The organism is Limimaricola cinnabarinus, from assembly GCF_002723615.1.
GTDB classification, from domain to species: Bacteria; Pseudomonadota; Alphaproteobacteria; order Rhodobacterales; family Rhodobacteraceae; genus Limimaricola; species Limimaricola cinnabarinus_B.
The window spans coordinates 186,791-208,775 of sequence record NZ_KZ304953.1 but is presented as its reverse complement, the minus strand read 5'-3'; the positions used below and the strand labels follow the sequence as shown (position 1 = coordinate 208,775).

General features: G+C 66.2%; 22 protein-coding genes and 2 pseudogenes. 10 read left to right on the top strand and 14 right to left on the bottom strand.

Annotated elements, in window-relative coordinates; genetic code table 11:
* Positions 1-22: 22 nt before the first annotated feature.
* The 5 genes from CJ301_RS05610 to CJ301_RS05590 form a co-directional block, all read right to left on the bottom strand.
* Complete coding sequence (locus tag CJ301_RS05610) at positions 23-802, bottom strand: 1,6-dihydroxycyclohexa-2,4-diene-1-carboxylate dehydrogenase (protein ID WP_099275148.1); 780 nt, start codon at positions 800-802, stop codon at positions 23-25.
* The gene (gene benC, locus CJ301_RS05605; protein ID WP_099275146.1) at positions 799-1,815 is read right to left on the bottom strand and encodes a benzoate 1,2-dioxygenase electron transfer component BenC; all 1,017 of its coding nucleotides are present in this window, start codon (positions 1,813-1,815) and stop codon (positions 799-801) included. Before benC ends, CJ301_RS05610 begins: the two co-directional genes overlap by 4 nt.
* Positions 1,816-1,890: 75 nt before the next feature.
* Entirely contained in the window at positions 1,891-2,418 is a 528-nt protein-coding gene (gene benB, locus CJ301_RS05600; RefSeq protein ID WP_099275143.1) for a benzoate 1,2-dioxygenase small subunit, read from the bottom strand.
* A gap of 4 nt (positions 2,419-2,422) precedes the next feature.
* Positions 2,423-3,811, bottom strand: a complete 1,389-nt coding sequence (gene benA, locus CJ301_RS05595; protein ID WP_099275141.1) for a benzoate 1,2-dioxygenase large subunit — start codon at positions 3,809-3,811, stop codon at positions 2,423-2,425.
* Positions 3,812-3,891: 80 nt separating this feature from the next.
* Positions 3,892-5,040: a muconate/chloromuconate family cycloisomerase gene (locus tag CJ301_RS05590; RefSeq protein ID WP_099275139.1), complete on the bottom strand. Its 1,149-nt coding sequence runs from the start codon at positions 5,038-5,040 to the stop codon at positions 3,892-3,894.
* A gap of 163 nt (positions 5,041-5,203) precedes the next feature.
* Here CJ301_RS05590 and CJ301_RS05585 point away from each other — a divergent pair, with 163 nt between their 5' ends.
* From CJ301_RS05585 to CJ301_RS05570, 4 genes are all read left to right on the top strand, one after another.
* Entirely contained in the window at positions 5,204-6,130 is a 927-nt protein-coding gene (locus CJ301_RS05585) for a LysR family transcriptional regulator (protein WP_099275137.1), read from the top strand.
* Between the two features lie 134 nt (positions 6,131-6,264).
* On the top strand, positions 6,265-6,684 hold the full coding sequence (locus CJ301_RS05580) for a DoxX family protein (RefSeq protein WP_099275135.1): 420 nt from the start codon (positions 6,265-6,267) through the stop codon (positions 6,682-6,684).
* 53 nt (positions 6,685-6,737) lie between these two features.
* Entirely contained in the window at positions 6,738-7,535 is a 798-nt protein-coding gene (locus CJ301_RS05575) for a VOC family protein (protein ID WP_099275133.1), read from the top strand.
* Positions 7,525-8,487: a glutathione S-transferase family protein gene (locus CJ301_RS05570; RefSeq protein WP_099275131.1), complete on the top strand. Its 963-nt coding sequence runs from the start codon at positions 7,525-7,527 to the stop codon at positions 8,485-8,487. The genes CJ301_RS05575 and CJ301_RS05570 overlap by 11 nt, the downstream gene beginning before the upstream one ends.
* Positions 8,488-8,526: 39 nt before the next feature.
* Here CJ301_RS05570 and pcaF read toward each other — a convergent pair.
* The 3 genes and pseudogenes from pcaF to CJ301_RS05555 form a co-directional block, all read right to left on the bottom strand.
* Positions 8,527-9,721 (bottom strand): annotated as a pseudogene (gene pcaF / locus CJ301_RS05565) (3-oxoadipyl-CoA thiolase).
* Position 9,722: 1 nt separating this feature from the next.
* Complete coding sequence (locus CJ301_RS05560) at positions 9,723-10,406, bottom strand: 3-oxoacid CoA-transferase subunit B (protein ID WP_099275129.1); 684 nt, start codon at positions 10,404-10,406, stop codon at positions 9,723-9,725.
* Positions 10,403-11,113, bottom strand: a complete 711-nt coding sequence (locus CJ301_RS05555; protein ID WP_099275127.1) for a 3-oxoacid CoA-transferase subunit A — start codon at positions 11,111-11,113, stop codon at positions 10,403-10,405. Before CJ301_RS05555 ends, CJ301_RS05560 begins: the two co-directional genes overlap by 4 nt.
* Before the next feature lie 132 nt (positions 11,114-11,245).
* Here CJ301_RS05555 and CJ301_RS05550 point away from each other — a divergent pair, with 132 nt between their 5' ends.
* From CJ301_RS05550 to CJ301_RS05540, 3 genes and pseudogenes are all read left to right on the top strand, one after another.
* The gene (locus CJ301_RS05550) at positions 11,246-12,007 is read left to right on the top strand and encodes an IclR family transcriptional regulator domain-containing protein (protein WP_099275125.1); all 762 of its coding nucleotides are present in this window, start codon (positions 11,246-11,248) and stop codon (positions 12,005-12,007) included.
* 84 nt (positions 12,008-12,091) lie between these two features.
* Positions 12,092-13,023 (top strand): annotated as a pseudogene (locus CJ301_RS05545) (IS5 family transposase).
* Positions 13,024-13,161: 138 nt separating this feature from the next.
* Positions 13,162-14,595 (top strand): phospholipase D-like domain-containing protein, encoded by a 1,434-nt coding sequence (locus CJ301_RS05540; RefSeq protein WP_099275123.1) that lies wholly within the window; start codon positions 13,162-13,164, stop codon positions 14,593-14,595.
* Positions 14,596-14,631: 36 nt separating this feature from the next.
* On the opposite strand, the gene CJ301_RS05535 is transcribed toward CJ301_RS05540, so the two are convergent.
* Positions 14,632-14,892 (bottom strand): YrhK family protein, encoded by a 261-nt coding sequence (locus CJ301_RS05535; RefSeq protein ID WP_099275121.1) that lies wholly within the window; start codon positions 14,890-14,892, stop codon positions 14,632-14,634.
* 101 nt (positions 14,893-14,993) lie between these two features.
* Entirely contained in the window at positions 14,994-15,995 is a 1,002-nt protein-coding gene (locus tag CJ301_RS05530; RefSeq protein ID WP_099275119.1) for a hypothetical protein, read from the bottom strand.
* A 177-nt stretch (positions 15,996-16,172) separates the two neighbouring features.
* Here CJ301_RS05530 and CJ301_RS05525 point away from each other — a divergent pair, with 177 nt between their 5' ends.
* Positions 16,173-17,069 carry a dienelactone hydrolase family protein gene (locus CJ301_RS05525; RefSeq protein ID WP_162620427.1) on the top strand — a complete coding sequence of 299 codons (897 nt, stop codon included), beginning with the start codon at positions 16,173-16,175 and terminating at the stop codon, positions 17,067-17,069.
* Between the two features lie 248 nt (positions 17,070-17,317).
* Positions 17,318-17,935, top strand: a complete 618-nt coding sequence (locus tag CJ301_RS05520; RefSeq protein ID WP_099275115.1) for a hypothetical protein — start codon at positions 17,318-17,320, stop codon at positions 17,933-17,935.
* A gap of 60 nt (positions 17,936-17,995) precedes the next feature.
* Here the strand turns inward: CJ301_RS05520 and CJ301_RS05515 are convergent, their stop codons facing one another.
* Positions 17,996-18,586 (bottom strand): exopolysaccharide biosynthesis protein, encoded by a 591-nt coding sequence (locus tag CJ301_RS05515; protein WP_099275111.1) that lies wholly within the window; start codon positions 18,584-18,586, stop codon positions 17,996-17,998.
* A 153-nt stretch (positions 18,587-18,739) separates the two neighbouring features.
* Positions 18,740-19,957, bottom strand: coding sequence for a PRC-barrel domain-containing protein (locus CJ301_RS05510; RefSeq protein ID WP_099275109.1), 1,218 nt, complete (start codon positions 19,955-19,957; stop codon positions 18,740-18,742).
* Positions 19,958-20,175: 218 nt separating this feature from the next.
* On the opposite strand from CJ301_RS05510, the gene CJ301_RS05505 reads away from it, so the two are divergent.
* Positions 20,176-20,991, top strand: coding sequence for a hypothetical protein (locus tag CJ301_RS05505; protein WP_162620426.1), 816 nt, complete (start codon positions 20,176-20,178; stop codon positions 20,989-20,991).
* 173 nt (positions 20,992-21,164) lie between these two features.
* On the opposite strand, the gene CJ301_RS05500 is transcribed toward CJ301_RS05505, so the two are convergent.
* Complete coding sequence (locus CJ301_RS05500; RefSeq protein ID WP_099275103.1) at positions 21,165-21,356, bottom strand: hypothetical protein; 192 nt, start codon at positions 21,354-21,356, stop codon at positions 21,165-21,167.
* Between the two features lie 149 nt (positions 21,357-21,505).
* A complete protein-coding gene (locus CJ301_RS05495) occupies positions 21,506-21,973 on the bottom strand; it encodes a hypothetical protein (RefSeq protein WP_099275099.1) in 468 nt (155 codons plus the stop codon).
* Positions 21,974-21,985 lie beyond the last annotated feature (12 nt).

Genomic DNA, 21,985 nt, shown 5'->3' with positions numbered 1-21,985 from the left:
CGGCCGCGCCGCCTCCCACGGCTCAGCCAAGATCTCCGCCTCCCACGGGCAATGTGACGCCCGTGATGTAGGATGCCTCGTCCGACGCCAGGAACAGGATCGCGCCTGCCTGCTCGTCGAGCGTGCCGTATCGTTTCATCAGGCTGGACTGGATCGTCTGGTCGACGATGGTCCGGTACCAGTCCTCGCGCTGTTCCTGTTCCGCGTTGGGGTTGCGCGGCACGGCGCGCGGCGGCGCCTCGGTGCCGCCCGGCGCGGTGGCGACGACGCGGATGCCGCGCTCGGCAACCTCCCAGGCGAGGCTGGCGGTTATCGCATTCACCCCGCCCTTGGCCGCCGCATAGGGCACGCGGTTGAGCCCGCGCGTCGCGATCGACGAGACGTTGACGATCACGCCGCGTCCCGCCTCCAGCATCGGCTCGAGTGCCGCGCGGCAGCAATAGAGCGTCGGGAACAGCGAGCGGCGGATCTCGGCGTCGATCTCCTTCTGGGCATAATGCTCGTAGGGCTTGGCCCAGATCGTACCGCCGACATTGTTGACGAGGATGTCGATCCGGCCGAACAGCTCGACCGCCTTCTTCATCGCCTTCTCGCAGCCCGCATAGGTCTCGAGATTGGCGCTGATGTCATGCGCCACGCCGCCCGCCGCGCGGATCGCCCGCGCGACCTTGCGGCGTTGTGGCGCCCGGTCGACGATCAGCACCTCGGCGCCCTCGGCCGCCGCGCGCTCGGCGACGCGCTGGCCGATGCCCTGCGCGGCGCCGGTCACCACCATCGCGCGGCCCGCGAAGCGTCCGCTCATGCCGCCGCCGCCGACTCAGTGGGGGCGAACTTCTCGTAGTGGAAGCTCGCGGGCTCCACGCCCAGCGTGGCGAAATGCTGGCGCACCGCCTCGACCATCGGCGGCGGGCCGCAGAGATAGACGTCGCAGTCGCCCCCGTTCAGATCCCCGGCCGCGATGTGGTCGGTGACGAAGCCTTTGCGTTCATGCGCATCTTCCTCTGCCGCAAGGATGGTGATCACCTCCACCCCACCGATCCTTTCGGCCAGCGACTGCACCCGCTCCAGTTCCACCAGATCGGCGGCGCGGGTCACGGCGTAATACAGCGTCACCGGCTGCTCGCAGCCCTGCGCGGCGAGCTGTTCGAGCATTGACAGGAAGGGCGCGAGCCCGGTGCCGCCCGCAAGCCAGAGCTGCGGCCGCTCCACCGGGCGCAGGTAAAATGCGCCCATCGGTCCGGTCAGCTCTAGTCGATCACCGATGGCGGCGGCTTGGGCGAGATAGCCGCTCATCACCCCGCCGGGCAGATTGCGGATCAGGAAGCTGGCCTCGGCAGCACCGGGCGCCGAGGAAAAGGAATAGGAACGATGCACCCCCGCACCGGGCACCGAGACGTTGACGTATTGCCCCGGCAGGAAGCCCATCGGCTTGTCGAGCGTCACGCGCAGCCCGAAGGAGGTCTCCGACAGCACGTCCACCCCGGCCACCGCGCCGCCCAGCGTTTCGGCGCCAGTCTTGCAGACCAGTGAAGAGGCCGGAACGCGGATGACGCAATCGCTCTCGGGGATCATCTGGCAGGTCAGGACATAGCCTTCCTCCGCCTCTTCCTCGGTCATCGCCTCGTCCATGTAGAACTCGAGCTCGTACTCGCCCTTCTCGGCGAAGCACTTGCAGGTTCCACAGACGCCGTCGCGGCAATCCATGGGGATGTTGATCTTCTGCCGGAAGGCGGCGTCGGTCACCTTCTCGTCCTCGTCGCAATCGATGACGCGGGTGACCCCGTCCTCGAAATTGAGCGCGATGCTGTAGCTCATGCTGTTCCTCCTCCCGGTCGCGCGCCCCCTCCCCGGGGCGCGCGGACGCCTCGGCCATCGATCGATGGCCGCGGCTCAGATGTGGTAGACGTCGATCACGTGGTGGATGCGGTCGTTCTTCAGCACCACCTTCTTGTCGGCGATCAACGGCTTCTCCCCCGAGACGTCGAGCGTGTAGAAGGACGTCCCCCAGTGGGTGTCGGTCTCGCCGTAGCGGTAGGTGTTGGTGATCCAGTTGAACCGCAGCTTGATCGTATTGCCGGCGCGCTCCAGAACCTCGATGTTCGAGAGGTTGTGCTGGGTGCGCGGCTCCGGCAGCGAGGTCGCCGAGGAGCGGTCGGTCTTGATCCGGAACACCCGGTCCTCGATGCCCGAACGGTCGTAGTAAAAGATCAACGACATCTCGTTCTCGGGATCTTCGGTCAGCGTGTCGAAGTCGTCCCAGGCAGGCATCCAGAACTGGCAGTCGGGATGGTAGAACCCGATCCAGTCGTCCCATTCGCGGTCGTCGAGGGCGCGCGCCTCGGCATAGAGAAACGCCTGGATCCGCTCGAAGCTCAGTTCGGTAACAGTAGCGGGGCGGTCGATGGTTTCGGTGCTCATGATCTTACTCCGCAGCGATGGTGTTGTTACCAAGAGCGGCGCGCTCCTTCTCGACCGCCTTCGCCATCCGCTCCGTCCATTGCCGGTGCTGGACCACGAAGAGGCCTTCATCCTCGGTGCGTGCCCCCGACATGATCGGCTCGATGCCGAGCGCCTTTGCCTCCTCGTCGGGGCCGGTGATCCAGTGGGTGGCGCCGCGCGTCAGGTCGTTCCACTTGGCATGGGCCGCGCCTTGGTAGCCGCGCTGCGTGGCGCGGAATTCCTCGGTGTCGTCCGGCGTGGCCATGCCTGAGGCGTTGAAGAAGTCCTCGTATTGCCGGATCCGACGCGAGCGCGCCTCCTGGCTCTCGCCCTTGGGTGCGATGCAGTAGATCGTCACCTCGGTCTTGGTGGGGCTGATCGGGCGGAACACCCTCAACTGCGAGCTGAACTGGTCCATCAGGAACAGGTTCGGATAGAGGCACAAGTTGCGCAGCACGCCGACCATCCAGTCGGCCTTGGCCTCGCCGTACTTGGCGGCGAACTTGTCGCGCTCAGCATAGAGCGGGCGGTTGGTCGGATCGGCCCAGGTCGTCCATAGCAGCAGGTGGCCGTTGTCGAAGCTGTAGAAACCGCCCTTCTGCTTGGACCATTTCGAGGCGTCGGTGGCCTTGATCTTGTCCTCCTTGCCCTCCTGGCCGCGCCGCCCGGTGGTGGCAACATAGTTCCAATGAACCGAAGAGACGTGATAGCCATCGGCACCATTCTCGGCCTGCAGCTTCCAGTTGCCGTCGAAAGTGTAGGTCGAGGCGCCGCGCAGCACCTCCAGCCCCTCCTCGGACTGGTCGACCACCATGTCGATCAGTTTGCGGGTCTCGCCCAGATACTCCGCGAGCGAGGAGACATCGGCGTTGAGCGAGCCGAACAGGAAGCCGCGATAATTCTCGAACCGCGCCACGCGGGTCATGTCGTGGCTGCCATCCTTGTTGAACTGCTCGGGATAGCCACCGGTCTTGGGGTCCTTGACCTTCAGAAGCTTGCCGGTGTTCGAGAAGGTCCAGCCGTGGAACGGGCAGGTAAAGGTCTTCTGATTGCGGCGCTTGAAGCGGCACAGCATCGCACCGCGATGGCTGCAGGCATTAACCAGCGCGTGCAGCTCGCCTTCCTTGTCGCGGGTGATCACGACCGGGGTGCGGCCCATGGTCAGCGTGTAGTAATCGCCCGGCTCGGGGATCTGGCTTTCATGCGCCATGTAGATCCAGTTGCCCTCAAAGATGTGCTTCATCTCCAGCTCGAACAGGTCCTCGTCCGAGAACATGTCGCGGCGGGCGCGGAAGATGCCCTTCTCCGGGTCGTCCTGCACGATGCCGTCGAGGCGGCGCTCGATCTCCGTAAGATCCGTCGATGTGAACATGGCTATTCCTCCTCCTCGGCTGTCCGGCGCGGCGGCGCCCCGGACAGCATTGCTGTTGCGCGCGGCGCGGGGGCCGCGCCTTACTCCCCCGCGACGCTGCGCAGCACGCGCCTCGCGTCGCGGTCGTAACAGGCGATCTTCTCGGGGTCCGGCACCACGCCGAGACCCGGCCCCTGCGGACGCACCAGCGAGAAGTCGCGATACTCTATCGGCGAGGCCAGGATCTCGTCCTTCATCAGCAGCGGTCCGAACAGTTCGGTTCCCCAGCCGAGCCGCTCCACCGTCGAGAAGAGCTGCACCGCGGCGGCGGTGCCGATCCCGGCCTCGAGCATTGTGCCGCCATAGATCCCGATCCCGGCCGACTGGGCGATCGCCACCACCTCGGCGGCGCGCCTCAGCCCGCCGGACTGGGCGATCTTGACGGCGAAGACATCGGCCGAGCGTTCGGCCGCGACGCGCATCGCGTCCTCCGGCCCTTGAAGGGCCTCGTCGGCCATCACCGCGATCTCGTAGGCGTCGCTGAGATGGCCCAACGATTTGTGGAAGCGGGCGGCTATTGGCTGCTCCACGAGATCGACGCCGATCTCCTGCAGCCCCCTGAGGCCGTGGCGTGCTTCGGTGACGTTCCAGGCTTGATTGACGTCGACCCGGATGCTGGCGGCGTCGCCGAGTGCCGACTTGATCGCGCCAACATGGGCGAGGTCGTCGCGCAATGCGCGCTTGCCGATCTTGAGCTTGAAGATGTTGTGTCGGCGCGCGGCGATCATCTCGCGCGCCTCGTCGATATCGGTCTCGGAATGACCGCTGGCGAGCGTCCAGGCCACCGGCATCGTCTCGCGCACCGGGCCGCCGAAGAGCTGCGCCACCGAAACGCCGAGCCGCCGTCCGAGCCCATCCCACAGCGCCGTCTCGACCGCGCAGCGAGCGATGGGATTGCCGCGCACCAGCTTTTCGACGCGGTGGGTAACGGCGTTAATGTCGTCACCGTCCATCCCGGTGATCGCCGGGGTGATATAGGCGTCAATGGCAAGCCGGATGCTCTCAGGGCTCTCGGGCCCGTAGCTCATTCCCCCGATCGCGGTGCCCTCGCCCCAGCCCTCGGAGCCGTCGCCGAAACGGATCCGCACCAGCACGACAGATTGCACGGTCATGGTGGTCATCGACAGCACATGGCCTCGGATCGTTGGAATATCGAGGATCGTCGTTTCGACGTGTTCGATCTTGCTCATCGGGTCCCCATGCGGCGTTTGGGCTTCGGTCGAAAGGACCATGGGCCAGCCGAAGGGCCGGAATCCAATACCGAGGCGGTCTGATGCGATACCCGAGCCCCGGGGCCGCTCGACCGAGCTTGCGCCCTGTCCTAGCGTGGCCACATGGCGAAAGGGAACGCGGATGGATCGGCTAGCCTGCGACAGGATGTTCGCCACGGTGGTGGAGACGGGAAGCTTCGCGGCGGCGGCGCGGCGGCTCGGCACCAGCTCGGGGCAGGCCTCGAAGCTGGTGGCGCGGCTCGAGGCCGATCTCGGCGCGCAGCTGATCCAGCGCTCGACCCGGGCGCTGTCGCTGACCGAGGCGGGCCGCGCCTATCACGAGCGGCTGCGCCCGCTGCTCGAGGAGTTCGACGCGCTCGACGCCGAGATGCGGCGCGAGGGCTTCGAGCCGCGCGGCCTCTTGCGCCTCACCGTGCCGCTCAGCTTCGGCTCGGCGATCCTAGCGCCGCTCCTGGGCGACTTCGCCGCGCGCCACCCGCAGGTCGCGCTCGACGTGGCCTTTTCCGACCGGCTCGCCAATCTGGTCGAGGAAGGCTTCGACATGGCGCTGCGAATCGGCCAGCCACGCGACAGCGCGCTGATTGCGAGGCGGCTCTGCGCCGTGCGCCTCGTCACCTGCGCGGCGCCCGCTTACCTCGCCCGGCGCGGCCAGCCCGAGCGGCCCGGCGATCTCGCGGCGCATGACTGCATCCTTGACGGTAACCTCGCCCAGCCGGGGCTGTGGCCGCTGCGCGGGGCGGGCGGCGCGGCGCAGCCCGTGCAGGTAAAAGGCCGGATCACCTTCGCCAATGCCGAGGCCTGCGCCATGGCCGCGCGGGCGGGCCTCGGGATCTGCTTCGGGCCGAGCTTCGTGGCCGGGCCGATGATCCGGGCGGGCGAGCTGGTGCCGGTGCTGGAGGCGTTCGAGGCCGAACCGCTCGGCCTGCACGCGATCTACCCGCCCTCGCGCCACCTCGCCGCCAAGTCTCGCGCGCTGATCGATTTCCTCGCCGAGCGGTTCAGGGGACCACCGGACTGGGACGCGGCGCTTCCATTCCGGAAGGAATGACTTTCCGATCTCCCGTCTAATGTTTGCGGCGGAACGGGTGCAGATAGTCGGCACGGCACCGGCGGGCCCCGACCCGGCGCGGCGCCGACCGTCACACCTGCCGCGCCGCGCGGCCCCTCGAAAGGACCGGCACCATGACCGATACCCGCACCGCCCCCTGGGGCCTCCTGACGCTCCGCGTCACCCTCGGCGTCTTCTTCCTGCTGCACGCCTATCTGAAGTTCTTCGTCTTCACCCCCGCCGGAACGGTCGGCTTCTTCCAGAGCCTCGGCCTGCCCGGGCTGCTGGCCTGGGCCGTGATGCTGGGCGAGCTGGCGGGTGGCCTCGCGCTGATCGCGGGGCTGTGGACCCGGCCGGTGGCGCTCCTGTTGCTGATCCCGGTCGTGGGCTCGATCTGGACGCCGCATTTCGCCGCCGGCTTCTGGTTCTCGAACGAGGGCGGCGGTTGGGAGTTTCCGCTGTTCTGGGCGCTCGCCCTCGTCGTGCAGGCGCTTCTGGGCGACGGCCCCTATGCCTGGCGCGCCAGCCCCTCGCTGCGCGCCCTGCGCGCCTGACCCCTCCCGCCGCGGGCCCGGCGACCGCGGCCCCCACACACAGGGAGACCGACATGGCCACCAGCGATGCCCCGATCGAGATCGACCGACTGCGTCTCGTTGTGCGCGACCTCGATCTCATGCGCGGCTTCTATGCCACCGCCCTCGGCCTCGACGAACTGGCCGCCGACGGCGACAGCGCCAGGCTCGGTGCGGGCGGGCGGACGCTGCTCGACCTGCGCCGCGACACCGCCGCCCGCCCCCGCGATCCGCGCGCGGCGGGGCTGTTCCACACCGCCTTCCTGCTGCCCTCGCGCGCGGCGCTGGGGCGCTGGCTGCGGCATGCCGTCGACACCGGGCTGCCGATGCAGGGCGCGGCCGATCACCTCGTCAGCGAGGCGGTCTACCTCGCCGATCCCGAGGGCAACGGCATCGAGGTCTATGCCGACCGCCCCCGCGACCAATGGCGCCGCGATGCGCGCGGCATCGCCATGACGACCGAGCCGATGGACGGCGCGGGCGTGCGCGCCGCCGCCGAGGGGGCATGGCACGGCGCGCCCGAGGACATGGTGGTCGGCCATGTCCACCTGCAGGTAGGCGACCTCGCCGCGGCCGAGGCGTTCTGGGCGCAGCGGCTGGGCTTCGACGTCACTTGCCGGCTGCCCGGCGCGCTGTTTCTCGGTGCGGGCGGCTATCATCACCACGTCGCCGCCAATGTCTGGAACAGCCGCGGCGCGGGCCCCCGCGCGGCCGGCACGACGGGGCTGGAGGCGGTGGTGCTGCGCGCCGAGAGCGGCGCGGCGCCCGCCGCCACGGACCCATGGGGCATCCGGATCGAAACCGAAGGCAAGGAGAGCCATCATGCTCATTGACGGCAAGTGGAGCGCCGACTGGCACCCGGTGCAATCGACCGACGAGAAGGGCGGCTTCGTGCGCCAGACCTCCGGATTCCGTCACTGGGTGACGCCGGACGGCGCGCCCGGCCCTACCGGCGAAGGTGGCTTCAAGGCCGAGGCTGGCCGCTACCACCTCTATGTCGCGCTGATCTGCCCATGGGCCTCGCGCACGCTGATCGCCCGGCGGCTCAAGGGGCTGACCGAGTCGATCGGTGTCACCGTGGTCGATCCGCGGCTCGGGGCCCAGGGCTGGGCCTTCGGTGGGTATCCCGGCGCTGACGAGGACCGGCTGAACGGCGCGCGTCACATGCACGAGATCTACACCCGCGCCGATCCGTGCTACACTGGCCGCGCCACCGTGCCGGTCCTGTGGGACAACGCCACCGGCACCATCGTCAACAACGAGAGCGCCGACATCCTGCGCATGCTGAACTCGGGCTTCGGCGAGTTGGCTCAGGGCGGGATCGACCTCTACCCTGAGCCGCTGCGCACCGAAATCGACGCGCTCAACGCCGAGATCTACCCCAGCCTCAACAACGGCGTCTACCGGGCCGGCTTCGCCACCACGCAGGAGGCTTACGAGGAGGCGTTCGAGGCCGTATTCGCCATGCTCGACAGGATCGAAACGCGGCTTGCGGTAGGTGGTCCCTTTCTCTTGGGCGAGGCCTTCACCGAGGCTGACATCCGGCTTTTCGTGACGCTGATCCGCTTCGACGCCGCCTATCACGGGCTGTTCAAGTGCAACTTGCGGCGCGTCGCCGATTACCCTGCACTGGCCCGTTTCCTCCGGGATATGCTAGCTGTCGAAGGGGTGCGCGAGACGGTCGACATCGACCATATCAAGGTGGGCTACTACTCCATCAGCGCGTTGAACCCAAACGGCATCGTACCCAAGGGCCCCGACATGTCGGCGCTGCTGCCCTGCTGAATGGCGGGCGGGACGGTCGGGCCGTCCCGCCCTGGCAACTCACACTCCTTCGAGCGCCACGGTGATGCCCTGGCCCACACCGATGCACATGGTGGAGAGCGACTTCTCGCCCGGCTTCAGCTCCAGCGCGGCGGTGCCGGTGATCCGTGCCCCGGACATGCCCAGCGGGTGGCCGAGCGCGATGGCGCCGCCATTGCGGTTCACCCGCGCGTCGTCATCGGCGATGCCGAGATCGCGCAAGGTGGCGAGCCCTTGGCTCGCGAAGGCCTCGTTGAGCTCGATCACCGCGAAATCCTCCGGTGTCAGCCCGAGCCGCGCCATCAGCTTCTTCGAGGCGGGCGCGGGGCCGAAGCCCATGATGCGCGGCGCGACGCCCGCCGTCGCGCCGCCGAGGATACGCGCGATCGGGGTCAGCCCGTGCCTCTTCGCCGCCGCCTCGGAGGCGATGACCAGCGCCGCCGCCCCGTCATTGACGCCCGAGGCGTTGCCCGCCGTCACCGAACCGCCCTCGCGGAACGGGGCGCGCAGCTTGGCCAACGCCTCGAGCGAGGTGGCGCGGGGATGCTCGTCGGTGTCGACGATCTTCGGATCGCCCTTGCGCTGCGGGATCTCGACCGGGGTGATCTCGCGCGCCAGCCGCCCCGAGGCGATGGCCTCGGCGGCCTTGACCTGGCTGCGCAGGGCGAAAGCGTCCTGGTCCTTGCGCGAAATGGCGAACTCCTCGGCCACGTTCTCGGCGGTTTCGGGCATCGAGTCGACGCCGTATTGCGCCTTCATCAGCTTGTTGACGAAGCGCCAGCCGATGGTGGTGTCGAAGATCTCGGCCGCGCGCGAGAAGGCCGTCTCGGCCTTGCCCATCACGAAGGGCGCGCGGGACATGCTCTCGACGCCCCCCGCCAGGATCAGCTCGGCCTCGCCCGCGCGGATGGCGCGCGGCGGTGATCACCGCATCCATGCCCGAGCCGCAGAGCCGGTTCATCGTGGTGCCCGGCACCGCCTCGGGCAGACCCGCGAGCAGCGCCGACATCCGCGCCACGTTGCGGTTGTCCTCGCCCGCCTGGTTGGCGCAGCCATAGATCACCTCGTCGACCGCCTCCCAGTCGACGCCCTCGTTGCGCGCCATCAGCGCGCGCAGCGGGATCGCGCCCAGATCGTCGGCGCGCACGGTCGAGAGCGCGCCGCCATAGCGACCGATCGGGGTGCGGATGTAGTCGCAGATGTAGGCATCAAGCATGTCAGAGCTCCGGAACGGTGAGATCGGCCACGGGGCCGTCGAGATTGAGCGTCGCGCCGGTCACGGCCTGCAGATCGCCCATGGAGATCGCGGGCAGCTTCTCGCGCAGCACGAAGCGCCCGCCCTCGATATCCACCACCGCCAGCGAGGTGTAGACCCGCGTCACGCAGCCGACCCCGGTGAGCGGCAGCGAACAGCGCTCCACCAGCTTGGGCGCACCGGTCTTGGTGACGTGGTCGGTGATCACCGCGACGCGCCCGGCGCCATGCACGAGGTCCATCGCGCCGCCCACGGCGGGCACCCCGCCCTTGCCGACGCTCCAATTGGCGAGGTCGCCGGTCTCGGCCACCTCGAAAGCGCCGAGGATGGCCACGTCGAGATGACCGCCGCGCACCATGGCGAAGCTGTCGGCGTGGTGGAAGAAGGCGGCGCCGGGGTTGAGCGTCACCGCCTTCTTGCCGGCATTGATCAGGTCCCAGTCCTCCTCGCCCGGCGCGGGGGCCGGGCCGAAATCGAGGATGCCGTTCTCCGTGTGGTAGATCGCCTGCCGCCCCTCGACCTGGTAGCGCGCCACCATCTCGGGAAAGCCGATGCCGAGATTGACATAGGCGCCGTCCTCGATGTCCTGCGCCGCGCGCCAGGCGATCTGGGCGTTGGAGAGCTTGATGTCGGAAATGTCGGTCACGGGTAGACGGCCTCCGCCCGGTTGAGGTCTTCTTCCTGCTGCGGGGTCTCGACCCGCACCAGACGCTTGACGAAGATGCCCGGGGTCACGACCTGCTCGGGATCGATCTCGCCCGGGGCCACGATCCGCGTCGCCTGCACGATCGTGGTGGCGGCGGCCATGCACATCAGCGGGCCGAAATTGCGGCCAGCCTTGCGGTAGACGAGGTTGCCGTGCCGATCCGCCGTCTCAGCCTTGACCAGCGCGTAGTCGGCCTTGAGCCAGCGCTCCTGCACGTAGCCGCGCCCGTCGAACTCCGCGGTGGGTTTGCCTGCCGCCAGCTCCGTGCCGAAAGAGGTTGGCGTGTAGAAGGCGGGAATGCCCGCACCGCCCGCGCGGATCCGTTCGGCCAGGGTGCCCTGCGGCACCAGCTCCAGTTCGATCCGGCCGGCGAGATAGGCCTCGGTGAAGGCGCGGGGATCCTTGGACTTCGGAAAGGAGCAGACGATCTTGCGCACCATGCCGGCGTCGATCATCGCGGCAATGCCGATCCGGCCATTACCGGCATTGTTGTTGATCACAGTCAGATTGCGCGGACCGCGATCGATCAGTGCGTGGATCAGCTCGATCGGCGCGCCCGAGCCGCCAAAGCCTCCGATCATCACGCTCGCCCCGTCGGGGATGTCCGCCACCGCCGCGGCGGCGACATCGCCTATCGTTTTGTCCATGCTCCTATTCCTCCGCTACACCGCGCCATGGCGCGGATCCATGGCGTCCGTGCTACGGTTCGGCACACAGTCGGAGCAAGCGACAACGTTCGCATCTCGAACTTTGTTCGGCCACCGTTTAAATATGTGCGCATGACGAACAAATCATCTGATGTCATCGCGGCCTTTGCCAAGGGCCTTCGCGTGATCGAAGCCTTCGACGCGCGACATCCGCGACTCTCCGTTGCCGAGACGGCTACGCGCACCGGGCTTGATCGCGCCACTGCGCGACGCTGCCTGCTGACGCTGGTGGCGGGGGGATATGCCGCTCATGACGGGAAGTACTTCACGCTGACACCTCGGGTACTGCGGCTCGGCATGGCGGCGCTCGCCACCTTGCCATTGGCGCAGATCGTACAGCCCTGGCTCGACCAACTCTCGGAGCGCGTCGGCCAGTCGGCCTCGATCGCGATCCGAGACGACACCGAGATCGTCTATCTCGCCCGCGCTGCACAGCGGCGGGTAATGTCGATCGGGCTGATGCCGGGCTCGCGGCTGCCGGCGCATTGCACCTCACTCGGGCGGGTGCTGCTCGCCGCGCTGCCCGAGCCGCAAGCCCGCGCGCTGGTGGAGCGAAGCGATCTCGCGCCGCGCACGGCGCTGAGCCTCACCGACCCCGAGGAGATCATGGCGCGGGTGGCGCAGGCACGCCGCGACGGCTTCGCGATCATCGACCAAGAGGTCGAGATCGGGCTGCGCTCGATCGCGGTGCCGCTGATCGACGCGCGGGGGCGGGTGGTGGCGGCGCTCAACGTCGGCATGGCCGCGACCCAGGACCGCGCCGAGACGCTGGTCGAGACCTACTTGCCCGAGATGCGCCGGGTGCAGTCAGGGCTGGAGCGGGTAATCGCGTGAGAAACGGGGCATCCCCCCTGACCTTGTTGCACATCTCGGTGAGGGGGATTCACCGAGCGGGTCCTGACGGTTAGCTCGGGGGGCATGCCGAAGCCTTCCCCGATCCGCTACCGCACGACGAACTGGTCCGACTACAACGCAGCGCTGCGCAAGCGGGCTCGCTGTCGGTCTGGTTCGATCCCGAGATGGTCTGGCACGCCGAAAAGACCGGCAAGCGTGGCCGACCCGAGACCTTCTCGGACGCTGCGATCCAAACATGTCTTACCCTGAAAGTGCTCTTCAGCCTTCCGCTCCGGCAGACGGTCGGGCTGATCGAGAGCCTGATCCAGATGGCGGGGCTGGATTGGCCGGTTCCGGACTATTCGACGCTGTGCCGGCGGCAGGCGCGGATCGCAGTGCAGATCCCATATCGAGCATCGGAACAGCCGCTGAACCTGCTTGTCGACAGCACCGGCATCAAGTTTCGCGGTGATGGTGAGTGGCAGGCTCGAAAGCATGGCCCATCACGCCGAAGGCAATGGAGGAAAGTCCATATCGCCATGGATGCGGGCACGGGAGATGTGCGCGCGGTCGAGTTCACCTCGAGCCGCCAAGGCGACAGCCCGCTGCTGCCGGACCTGCTGGCGCAGATCCCGCCGGAGGAGGCGATCGGCACGGTCACCGCCGATGGGGCATACGATACACGACGATGCCATGGCGCCATCATCGACCGAGGCGCCGCCGCTGTCATACCGATCCGGCGCAATGGTCGCGCCTGGAAAGAGGACTGTCCCGCTGCTGCCGCGCGAAATGAGATCCTGCGGGCAACCCGGCGCTTGGGTCGGACGCTCTGGAAGAAGTGGACCGGCTATCACGTCCGAAGTCGGGTCGAGGCTGTGATGAACTGCCTGAAGCTCTTCGGCGAGAGGATCATGTCACAAGACCCCGACCGCCAGACCGCTGAAGTCCAGATCCGCATCGCCATCATGAACCGCTTCTCGGCCCTCGGCAGGGCCGAGATCGAAGCCGTCCGCTGAAGGATGACGGGAAAGGGTGCAGTCATGCTCGGGGCTGATTTGCGCAACATCGCCCGGACAGGCCGCCCGCCATGCCTGAAACCGGAGCGCGGGGTGCCTCGTTCGCTTCCTGCAGGCACGCAACCAAGGGAAAGCACCATGTCCGACTTGCCCCACCCCTGCCGGATCCTGCGACCGGGCGAGACCTGTTGGAAGATGGCGCAGGCCGATCGCCTGGCCGTCATCGTGGATGCGGCCGATTACTTCTCCGTCATCCGCGAGGTCGTGCCGCAGGCGCGCCAGAGCGTCCTCTTCATCGGCTGGGACTTCGATACCCGGATCGAGCTCGAGCCCGGGGCCCCGAAGGGCGAGGCGCCCAACACGCTCGGAGCCTTCCTCGACTGGGTGGCGGAGCGGACCCCCGGGCTGCAGATCCACATGCTGAAATGGGACCTGGGTGCGCTGCAGACCCTGGCGGGGGGTTCGACGCCGTTGATGGTGGCGGACTGGTTCTCGCATCAGAACATCCACATGCGGCTCGATCACGCGCATCCCTCGGGCGCCGCCCATCACCAGAAGATCGTGGTGATCGACGACGCGCTGGCGTTCTGCGGCGGCATCGACATCACGGCAGCGCGCTGGGACACGCGCGAGCATCGCGACGCGCACCCCCATCGCCGGCGTCCGACCTCGAAACGGCACTACGGTCCCTGGCACGACATCACCACCGCCGTCAGCGGCGAGGCTGCCCGGGCCTTGGGCAAGCTCGCCCGGGACCGGTGGGAGGCGGCGACGGGCGAACGGCTTGACGCCCCGATGCCGGGCGAGCCGATCTGGCCCGACAGGCTTTCGCCGGTGGCGGTCGAGCAGCCGGTCGCCATTTCCCGGACACTGCCGGAATATCAGGGCCGCGCGGAGGTGCGGGAGATCGAGGCGCTCTACCTGGAGATCATCCGCCAGGCGCGCCATAGCCTCTACATCGAAAGCCAGTACTTCGCCTCGCACCGCATCGCCGAAGCGATGGCGGCGCGGCTGCGCGAACCGGACGGGCCCGAGATCGTGGTGATCAACCCGCAAAGCGCCGAGGGCTGGCTCACGGCTGAAGTGATGGGCGCGGCGCGGGCGCGCCTGCTGCGATTGGTGCGTGAGGCGGACCATCACGACCGGTTTCGCCTCTATACGCCGGTGGCGGCCGAGGGGGCGCATATCTACGTCCATGCCAAGGTCGTGGTCATGGATGACAGGCTGCTGCGGGTCGGCTCGTCGAACCTCAACAACCGGTCCATGGGCTTCGACAGCGAATGCGACCTGTCGATCGAGGTGGATGACGCGTCCGACCCGCAGCTGCGCGCGAGCATTGTCGGCCTGCGGAACGATCTTCTGGCCGAGCATCTGGGCGTTCCCAACGCGGCCGTGGAGCGCCTGCTGGACGAGATGGACGGATCGCTCGTGCGGGCGATCGACAGCCTGCGGGGTGAGGGCCGCAGCCTCGTGCCGTTCGAGCCCTCCGAGTATGCGGATGTCGAGATCGAGGCCATCGGTGAGAACGAGCTCTTCGATCCCGAAAGCGTATCGAGCAGCTGGACCGGCTAGGCCCTTGCCCAGCTCGGGTCCCGGAAAGGCGCGCCCTCAGTCGGAGTCCGCCTTCTGGTAGAGCTTCACGAGCAGGTTGCCGAAGGCGCCGATGAACATGAAGAAGGCGCCGAAGATGAACAACCAGACGCCCACCGTCTGCCACTTCATGTCGATCACTCCCGCATCGGGGTTCTGCTGTTCGAACACCGGCAGGAACAGGACGCTGCCGGCCAAGAACATCACGTTGCCTGCCAGGCCCAGCGAGAGGTGGATCCATTCGTAGTCCTGCACCAGGGTCTTGATGGGGTTGGCCATCCTGCCCTCCTGTCTTGCGTATCCTTTTCCGATCCGGATCCCCCCGGACTGATGAAAAAGCGCGGCCGGTGCGTCACCGGCCGCGCCCTCTCGATCCTCCGTCAGTCGCGCACCGGACGCCCGAACGCGGCGCCTGCCACGGCCGCGACGAGACCCAGCAGCGAGGCGATGAAGGCGGCCATCGCGGCGTTGCCCGCCGCATCGACTGCGGTATCCATGGCCTGGGTCGCCGTTTGGCGCGCCTCCTCCAGCGCCGATTGCGCTGCATCCACGGTTTCCTCCAGCTGCGCCTGAACTTGATCGACGAATTGCTCCGCTTCCGTCTGCGAGATGTTGAAGCGATTTTGCAGCATTGAGAGCGCCTCGGCCCGATCCTCCTCGTTCAGCACCCCGCCCTGGCCGAACAGCGTGCCGACGAGATCGTCGATCTCACCGGGGGCCGTGCTCGGCTGCTGGATGACCTCCTGGGCGGTGCCCTGCACCGCGTTGAGCGCGCGGCGCTGCTCGGCCTGATCGATGACCTGTCGGAAGATCTCCCGCGCCTCGGCCTGGAAGTTCTGCGGCGTGAGGCCTTGAGCGTTGAGGGTCTGGCGCAGATCTTGCGGCAGTGCTTCCATGCTGACATTGGGCAGTGCAAAGTCCGGCAGCTGCATGTCTTCGGGGATTACGGCCTGCGCCGCATCGGCCACGTTCTTCGCGGTGCTGGTCAGAAGCGAGCCGGTCATGTTCACCAGGCTCATCGAGGCCGACACGCCGAGCCAGACCGCGGCGAGCGTGGCCAGCCCCCAGACGGCCGCGCCGTGCAGCATGCTGCCGGTCTTGTGCAGGACGCCTGCGAAACGACCTGCCGCATAGCCACCGACCAGCAGGGCCAGAATCTGCGATACCACGATCCACCACGGCGCCACCGAGGGCACGGCCCCAATCGGATTAGCCTCGGTCGGCTCCAGCGCGGCAAAACCCCACCAGAGGCCCAAAAGGCTGAGCAGTATGAAGGCGGCGAGGCCGATGACGGTCCCCGCGAAGATGGCGCCCCAAGACGCCCGGCCGCCCCGGTCGAGCGTGGCCTCCGTAGCCGTGGCGGCAGCTGTGGTTGGCTTCATCGCGATCACCCTTGTGTTACCTGTCTTAAGGGCGAACGGGAGAATTTCGGGATGGTTCCCCCCAGGTGCCAACCCTTGCCCGCGGCAACGCATCTCGAGCGGTGGCAGCGAGATGGGCGGAACCCCCTTGGACAGCACCGGTTGACCTCCCAACCGAAGCGGCAGCTTGAAAGGCCCATGCAGAAGATCGAGATCACCGGACCCAACCCCGACCTCATCCACGACATGATCGGGGGTGGTGACGTGCCTCAGGTCAAGATCGAGGCCGAATTGTACCTGCCGCGAGACACGCGTGTCCCCTGTCCGGCCGTGGTGGTGTCCGAAGGTCTCGGCGGCTTGCAGGACAAGCGCGAGCGGGATTATGGCCGCCTGCTTTCGGATGAGGGCTACGTGGTCTTGGTCATCGACAGCTTCGGCGCGCGAGGTGTCGGCAGCAATGGCGACTTCCTTCGCGCCATGTCGGTCACCGAAGCGATGATGCTCGGGGATGCCTTCACCGGGCTGCGTTACCTGGCGGACCGTCCTGACGTGGACGCGCGCCGGATCGGCATCATCGGTTTCTCCTATGGGGGCATGATCACGCAGCTGGCCGCCTATGAGCAGCTGGCCCAGGCATATCTCCCCGACGGTCCCCGCTTCGCCGCGCATGTCAGCTACTACGGTTGCTCCATCCCGCGTCTGGAGGATCCGACCACGCCCGGGGCCCCGGTCACCATCCTGATCGGCGGCCAGGACCGCAACGTGAGCATCCCCCGGGTCCATGACATCGCCGGCGACCTGCGCCGCGGCGGCTCACCCACAGAGGTCATCACTTACGACGACATCTACCACCAATGGGACGGGACGGATGAAACGCGGCGCTGGGTACCAGCCAACCTGCGGCGGCTGCATCTGCGTGTCGGGCGCGATTATAGCATTCGCGACGAAAAGGGTTCCATGCAGATGCAAGGCCGCTGGAGCCGCCGGGCCCTGATCGCACGGCGCACCGACCCGCGCGGCTATCACATCCAGCGAAACCGGATTACGACGTTGAAAAGTAACGAGGTGCTGCTCGAGCGATTGCAGAGCATGTAGAGGCCGCCCGGCATCGATGCCAAGCTGGCCCGAACGCCGGGAGCGATCGAGCAGTACGGGTCCAGCTCGCAGCGCCTGCAACGATCCGAGAGCTCCCCGGCGACCTGGTCGTCTGCGTTCCATTGACAGCGCATGGCAGCCCACCAGGCGCGCGCCTCTCGCCCTCAACTCCCGGTCACGAAGCATTCATGCATGGACCTGCCGCCTTCTCCGCGTGTTGCCCCTGACCGAATGAGGGAGCAATCGCCATGCAATGGCTCGCCGAACACAGCGCTGCCCTCTCCTTGGTCACGAATGCGGCCATGCTCGTGGTTTGGATTTCCTACCTGAACATCTTCCTGTTCAGTTTCCTGCGTCAGCGTCGCCAACTTGTCACGATCACCCAAGGCGCCGGTGCTGAGCTGAAGGCCAAGTGCTTTGTCTCCAACCTCGGTCTGGAACCGATCTACATCGTCGAGGTGGTCGTCGACTTGATGGTGAATGGAAAGCCGTGCCAGGCGGTCGTCACAGACCGCACATTGATGACTGACCATGAACTGGAGGATCCCCGCGAGGCGACGAACCAAGGGCCCCTTCAGAGCGGGCGTCACAGCAGCATCGGGGAGTTCGAAGATCTCGTCCGGCGGGGCCTTTCGGCGAGCAAGCGCGAGGGCAGCCTCGAAGACGTGTCCGAAGTCACCATCACCGTCGTCACAGCGACGGCGGCCAAGGGAGCGGTCACGGGCTCACGGCGTGCCTTTGTCATCGAAGGCACAGGGGAGGACCGGATCTTGCATGGGCGCACGCTGATGGCCGAGCAAATTACGGGCCGGGCGGCCAGCCGCAAGCTGCGCCGCGACCTGGAGGTACGCCTCGGGATTGGATGAAGGTCATTTTCCGGCGATGAAGGCCGCGTTGCTCTCGCAGCGCATTGGACCGCCAAGCCCTTAACCAGAGAAACCGAACTGCCAAGCCGCCAGCGGCACCGCGAGCAGCAGAAGCATGGAGGCAAGCACCACGATCCCGTCGCGTGTCAGAAGCCCGGCCGCAAATAGCGCGATGACAGCAGAGGCGATCGATCCAGAGGTGGGGATGATTTCCATGAAGGGCATGAACAGGGTCAGCCCGAGGATCAATATCAGCGGCAGCCAGAGCCACGGCCGGTGAAAGAAAAAGGTCAGCCGGGTCTTCAGAAAACGCTCCGTGAAGCGAACCGGGCCCCGAAGCCAGCCAATCCCCTTGCACAACTTCGCGCGCGACATCTCCCGCCGGGTGACAAAATCCGGCAGCCAGACGCAGTCGCGCCCTGCGATCATCTGCACCACCAAGATGAAGACGATGGCCGCCACCGTGGCGGTGATGCCGGGAATGGCGCTCGCTGGTGACGCAGAAATCAGCGAGAATACGAGCATCAGCGACGCGAAAGATCGATGTCCCAGCTTGGCGATCACGGTTTCCACCTTGACGCTTTCACCCTCAACCGAGCTTTCCAGCTGATCCAGGACATCACTGAGCGCTCGCGTGCGGGGATGTGACATGGTGTGTTCTCCGTATCCGGGCAAACGGCTCTCGAGCGCGATGGGTCCCAGGCTGCTTTCAGCGGCCCGATCAGCACCTGTCATGGCATCGCCCCGTCGACCTGACGGTCGACGGGGCTCGGAAGCGACCACATTGTCAGGACAAGGCGCGGATCAGCTGCCCAGACGCTCATAGTCGAACCGCTCCAGTTCACCGACCTCATCCTCGGTATAGGGCAGGTCGTAGTAGGGGCTGCCCGCGTCCCAGCCCATGTCGTAATCGTAGCCATAGAAGGGGTAGGCTTGATAGCCGGCGCCGTAGCCGGAGCTTGCGTTGGCGACCACCGCGGCAACTTTGCCGTCGCGCAGAATCAGGTCGCTGATGTAGCCATACTCCGAATAGAGATCACCATCCTGCAGTCGTGCAGAGTCGCCGATCAGCTCAGTCGCCCGCCAAGCGCGCAGGACGGTCGCGTCATCCAGACCAGAAACGACCTCTTCGGCCGCCTCGTCGGCGCGCACCGCGTCATATGTCCACAGGTCGTAATCGCTGACATTGTCTTCGGTGACCGGCACGAGAATGCCGTCGCCATCATCGGCCAGCGCCACCTCCTCGAAGGGAATGCTCACGTGGGTGTCGCCGATGTCCCAGAAGCCGCCGACTTCGGCGATGACCGACAGCACACGACCATCCGGACCGATGAGAAGATCCTCGACATCGCCGATCTCCTCACCGGTGATACCATAGACTTCCATCTCGTCGATGAACTCCTCGGCGCTGATACCGCCAGCATAGACATCGTCGTAGTTCCAGTCGGACAGCGAGATGACATCATCCACCTGAAGCGTATTCACCGGGTCATAGCCGAAGCTGCCGAAGGTGGGGACAGCCTCATACTCGACCTGCGAGATGGTGAGATTGTCGTCGGAATCGTAGACATCAAAGAGAACGGTCGCGAACTGCTCCTCGTCGAGCGGGCCACCGCTCCAGCTGTCGAAGAGACCGGCATTCACTGCGCCATCGGAAAACTCGTCGTCGGTCAGAAGACCGTCGCCATCGAGGTCCACCGCATCATAGCCGATGGTCTCGTAGTCATCGAACCAGGTGTTCCAGTTGCTCGTGTATTCGGCCTCGGTCAGCACGCCATCGTCATCGGTGTCCCAGGCATCGTAAAGGCCGCCGACGAACTCCTGTTCCACGATGGTGCCATCGCTATTGGCATCCCACAGCCCGAACAGTTCGCCACTGTAATTCTCGAACTCCACAGAGCTGAGCTCGAGGTTCCTATCGGTGTCGATGTCGTCATAGGTCCACGTGGTCTGGGCCAGAGCAGGCATCGCCCCGGTCACGGCAAGGGCCAGCCCCATGGCGGTCGCGGTCTTCAGTCGCATATCGTGTCTCCTCCTGGTCGGTAAACGGCCGCCGGCGACGCTGTCAGCGCATCGCCACGTGCGACGACCTCTTGGATGGCCGCCCAACGGTCCGATCCATATGCGGTTCCGATTTCTGACGGAGCTGTGAGGCCGTTTTCGAAACTGCAGCGCTCTCTCCCCGTTGGGTCAGTTCAACCGAGCCCATGATCCATACCCACGCGATTTCAGGAGTGAGCATGATGATCAGAACTGTCGGTATTGTAGCCGTGGCCGGCGCTGCTGCCCTGATCGCAGCCAGCTTTGTCAGCGACGACATGGCCGATGTCACCCAGGTCGACAACGAGTTCAGCCAGCTTGCGGAACCGCCCACGGCGGATATCGGCGGCAATGCGGATTCACACACCGAACCTGTGGAGGATATCGGTGAAGAGGCAGTTCCCGCGATCGACCAGCCGACGACCGAGATGTTGACCAATGAGGTCGAAGAGGAAACCCTGCCGCCGGTGCCCGGACGGGAACCGACCGTGCTGCGCGGGGATGATATCCTTGCGCGCCAGGTCGAAAGCGAAGCGGAGGCCATCCTCGGCACTGAAGCCGCGGGTTCCAATGTGGGCCTCGCGATCCTCGAAGAGGCGGTGTCATCGGAAACCTTCGACTACGACGCCCTTCTCGAAGAGATCGGCAACTCGTCCCTTGAGGAGAACCGCAAGGAGGAACTCATGACGGCTCTCGGGCAGACCGGCGGTGAGCGCGAGGCTGTCGCGGAGCTGCTCGAGCAGCGGCGTTCCCTTGATTTCGACAGTGGCCTCTGGGACCGGGATGGCGATGGCCTGATCACCAAGGTCGAGTTCGATCTCGCTTGGGTGGAGGCAACAGAATATACGACGAGCTACGACGGCGATCTCAGCGGCGGGCTGGACGCACCAGAAGAGCTCACAGGTGACTTCTCCGCCTTCGACCTGAACAGCGATGGTGTGCTCGCCGGTCCCGAAATTGCGCATCTCGCAGCCATGCTTGAGGGCGAGCCGGCGGAGAGCACCGAAGCCGATTAACGAACGAACTCGCCGAAGCGCGTTGTGGGGGCAAGCAGAAGAGGCTGCCCTCCGGTATGGAACCGATCGCAGAGCAAGGGGTTCGCCTATCATCAGACCGCACGGTCAATGTGTCATTCAGTGGCTGCATGGGATCTTGATGCCTATGCAGCCACTGAAACAGCATCAGAAGGTTACTGGTCCTCGTCGTTGAGACCCCCGCTGGTCTGGATCAACGGATCTCCCCCCGGCCGATAATCAGGGCGATCTTCGTCATTGAAAACGGTGCCACCAGCCCCGGTCGGCGTCAGTGGCTCCGTGCCGGTTTGCATATCCGCGCACGCCGTAAGAAAAAGTGCAGCGGGAAGAAGAAACTTGTAAAACATGTTGGTTCCTTTCTCTCGAACTCTGGCTCAACACGCCCGCCGCACAATCTGTTCAAATTTCTAGGTAGGTTCGAAAGCAAATTCCGCCCTCCCCAGTAGGTGGTAGATAGCAAGCACGGCATCAGCACTTTAGCAGGCTTTTTCATTTCTCAATTGTTCGCGCGGCAATCAGAGCCGCATTCGCCGACCGCTGCGGTGAGCGCGTCTACGTCTCCAGCATCGCCTCCGCCTGTCGCTGTATTGCCGGCCGTGGCGTAACTGGCGTTGACCACTGTGTCGCCGCCGTTTCCCTCATCGAGTATGACCGCTGAGCCAAGAATTGCGGCCGAAGTCAGGGCCGCGCCGCCAAGGCCGGATGCCATGGCAGTTCCAACCCCGGGAGAGGAGGCCGATTCCCGCGCAATGACCACCGTCTGGCCAGGGTCGCTGACGTCATAGGTTGTCAGCGCCGTAAGGACCGGCGCTCCCCCTGATCCGTCCGCCGCGACGGTGACGACATCCTGAAGAACACGACCATTGGCCAGCTGATATGCCGGCAGTGCGGTGGTCCTCATCTCCGCGCAGCCGGTCATCAGGACAAGCGCGACGGCCGTAAGCATCCTCGGAATGTTGGACATTGAATGCTCCGC

Bases quoted from the DNA above. Each gene is read 5' to 3' on its own strand.
- CJ301_RS05530 (WP_099275119.1), bottom strand. From the start codon at position 15,995: ATGAAGCCAACCACAGCTGCCGCCACGGCTACGGAGGCCACGCTCGAC.
- CJ301_RS05510 (WP_099275109.1), bottom strand. From the start codon at position 19,957: ATGCGACTGAAGACCGCGACCGCCATGGGGCTGGCCCTTGCCGTGACC.
- CJ301_RS05580 (WP_099275135.1), top strand. From the start codon at position 6,265: ATGACCGATACCCGCACCGCCCCCTGGGGCCTCCTGACGCTCCGCGTC.
- benB (WP_099275143.1), bottom strand. From the start codon at position 2,418: ATGAGCACCGAAACCATCGACCGCCCCGCTACTGTTACCGAACTGAGC.
- CJ301_RS05555 (WP_099275127.1), bottom strand. From the start codon at position 11,113: ATGGACAAAACGATAGGCGATGTCGCCGCCGCGGCGGTGGCGGACATC.
- CJ301_RS05520 (WP_099275115.1), top strand. From the start codon at position 17,318: ATGCAATGGCTCGCCGAACACAGCGCTGCCCTCTCCTTGGTCACGAAT.
- CJ301_RS05540 (WP_099275123.1), top strand. From the start codon at position 13,162: ATGTCCGACTTGCCCCACCCCTGCCGGATCCTGCGACCGGGCGAGACC.
- CJ301_RS05535 (WP_099275121.1), bottom strand. From the start codon at position 14,892: ATGGCCAACCCCATCAAGACCCTGGTGCAGGACTACGAATGGATCCAC.
- CJ301_RS05610 (WP_099275148.1), bottom strand. From the start codon at position 802: ATGAGCGGACGCTTCGCGGGCCGCGCGATGGTGGTGACCGGCGCCGCG.
- CJ301_RS05525 (WP_162620427.1), top strand. From the start codon at position 16,173: ATGCAGAAGATCGAGATCACCGGACCCAACCCCGACCTCATCCACGAC.
- benA (WP_099275141.1), bottom strand. From the start codon at position 3,811: ATGTTCACATCGACGGATCTTACGGAGATCGAGCGCCGCCTCGACGGC.
- CJ301_RS05505 (WP_162620426.1), top strand. From the start codon at position 20,176: ATGATGATCAGAACTGTCGGTATTGTAGCCGTGGCCGGCGCTGCTGCC.
- CJ301_RS05495 (WP_099275099.1), bottom strand. From the start codon at position 21,973: ATGTCCAACATTCCGAGGATGCTTACGGCCGTCGCGCTTGTCCTGATG.
- benC (WP_099275146.1), bottom strand. From the start codon at position 1,815: ATGAGCTACAGCATCGCGCTCAATTTCGAGGACGGGGTCACCCGCGTC.
- CJ301_RS05590 (WP_099275139.1), bottom strand. From the start codon at position 5,040: ATGAGCAAGATCGAACACGTCGAAACGACGATCCTCGATATTCCAACG.
- CJ301_RS05575 (WP_099275133.1), top strand. From the start codon at position 6,738: ATGGCCACCAGCGATGCCCCGATCGAGATCGACCGACTGCGTCTCGTT.
- CJ301_RS05570 (WP_099275131.1), top strand. From the start codon at position 7,525: ATGCTCATTGACGGCAAGTGGAGCGCCGACTGGCACCCGGTGCAATCG.
- CJ301_RS05500 (WP_099275103.1), bottom strand. From the start codon at position 21,356: ATGTTTTACAAGTTTCTTCTTCCCGCTGCACTTTTTCTTACGGCGTGC.
- CJ301_RS05585 (WP_099275137.1), top strand. From the start codon at position 5,204: ATGGATCGGCTAGCCTGCGACAGGATGTTCGCCACGGTGGTGGAGACG.
- CJ301_RS05515 (WP_099275111.1), bottom strand. From the start codon at position 18,586: ATGTCACATCCCCGCACGCGAGCGCTCAGTGATGTCCTGGATCAGCTG.
- CJ301_RS05550 (WP_099275125.1), top strand. From the start codon at position 11,246: ATGACGAACAAATCATCTGATGTCATCGCGGCCTTTGCCAAGGGCCTT.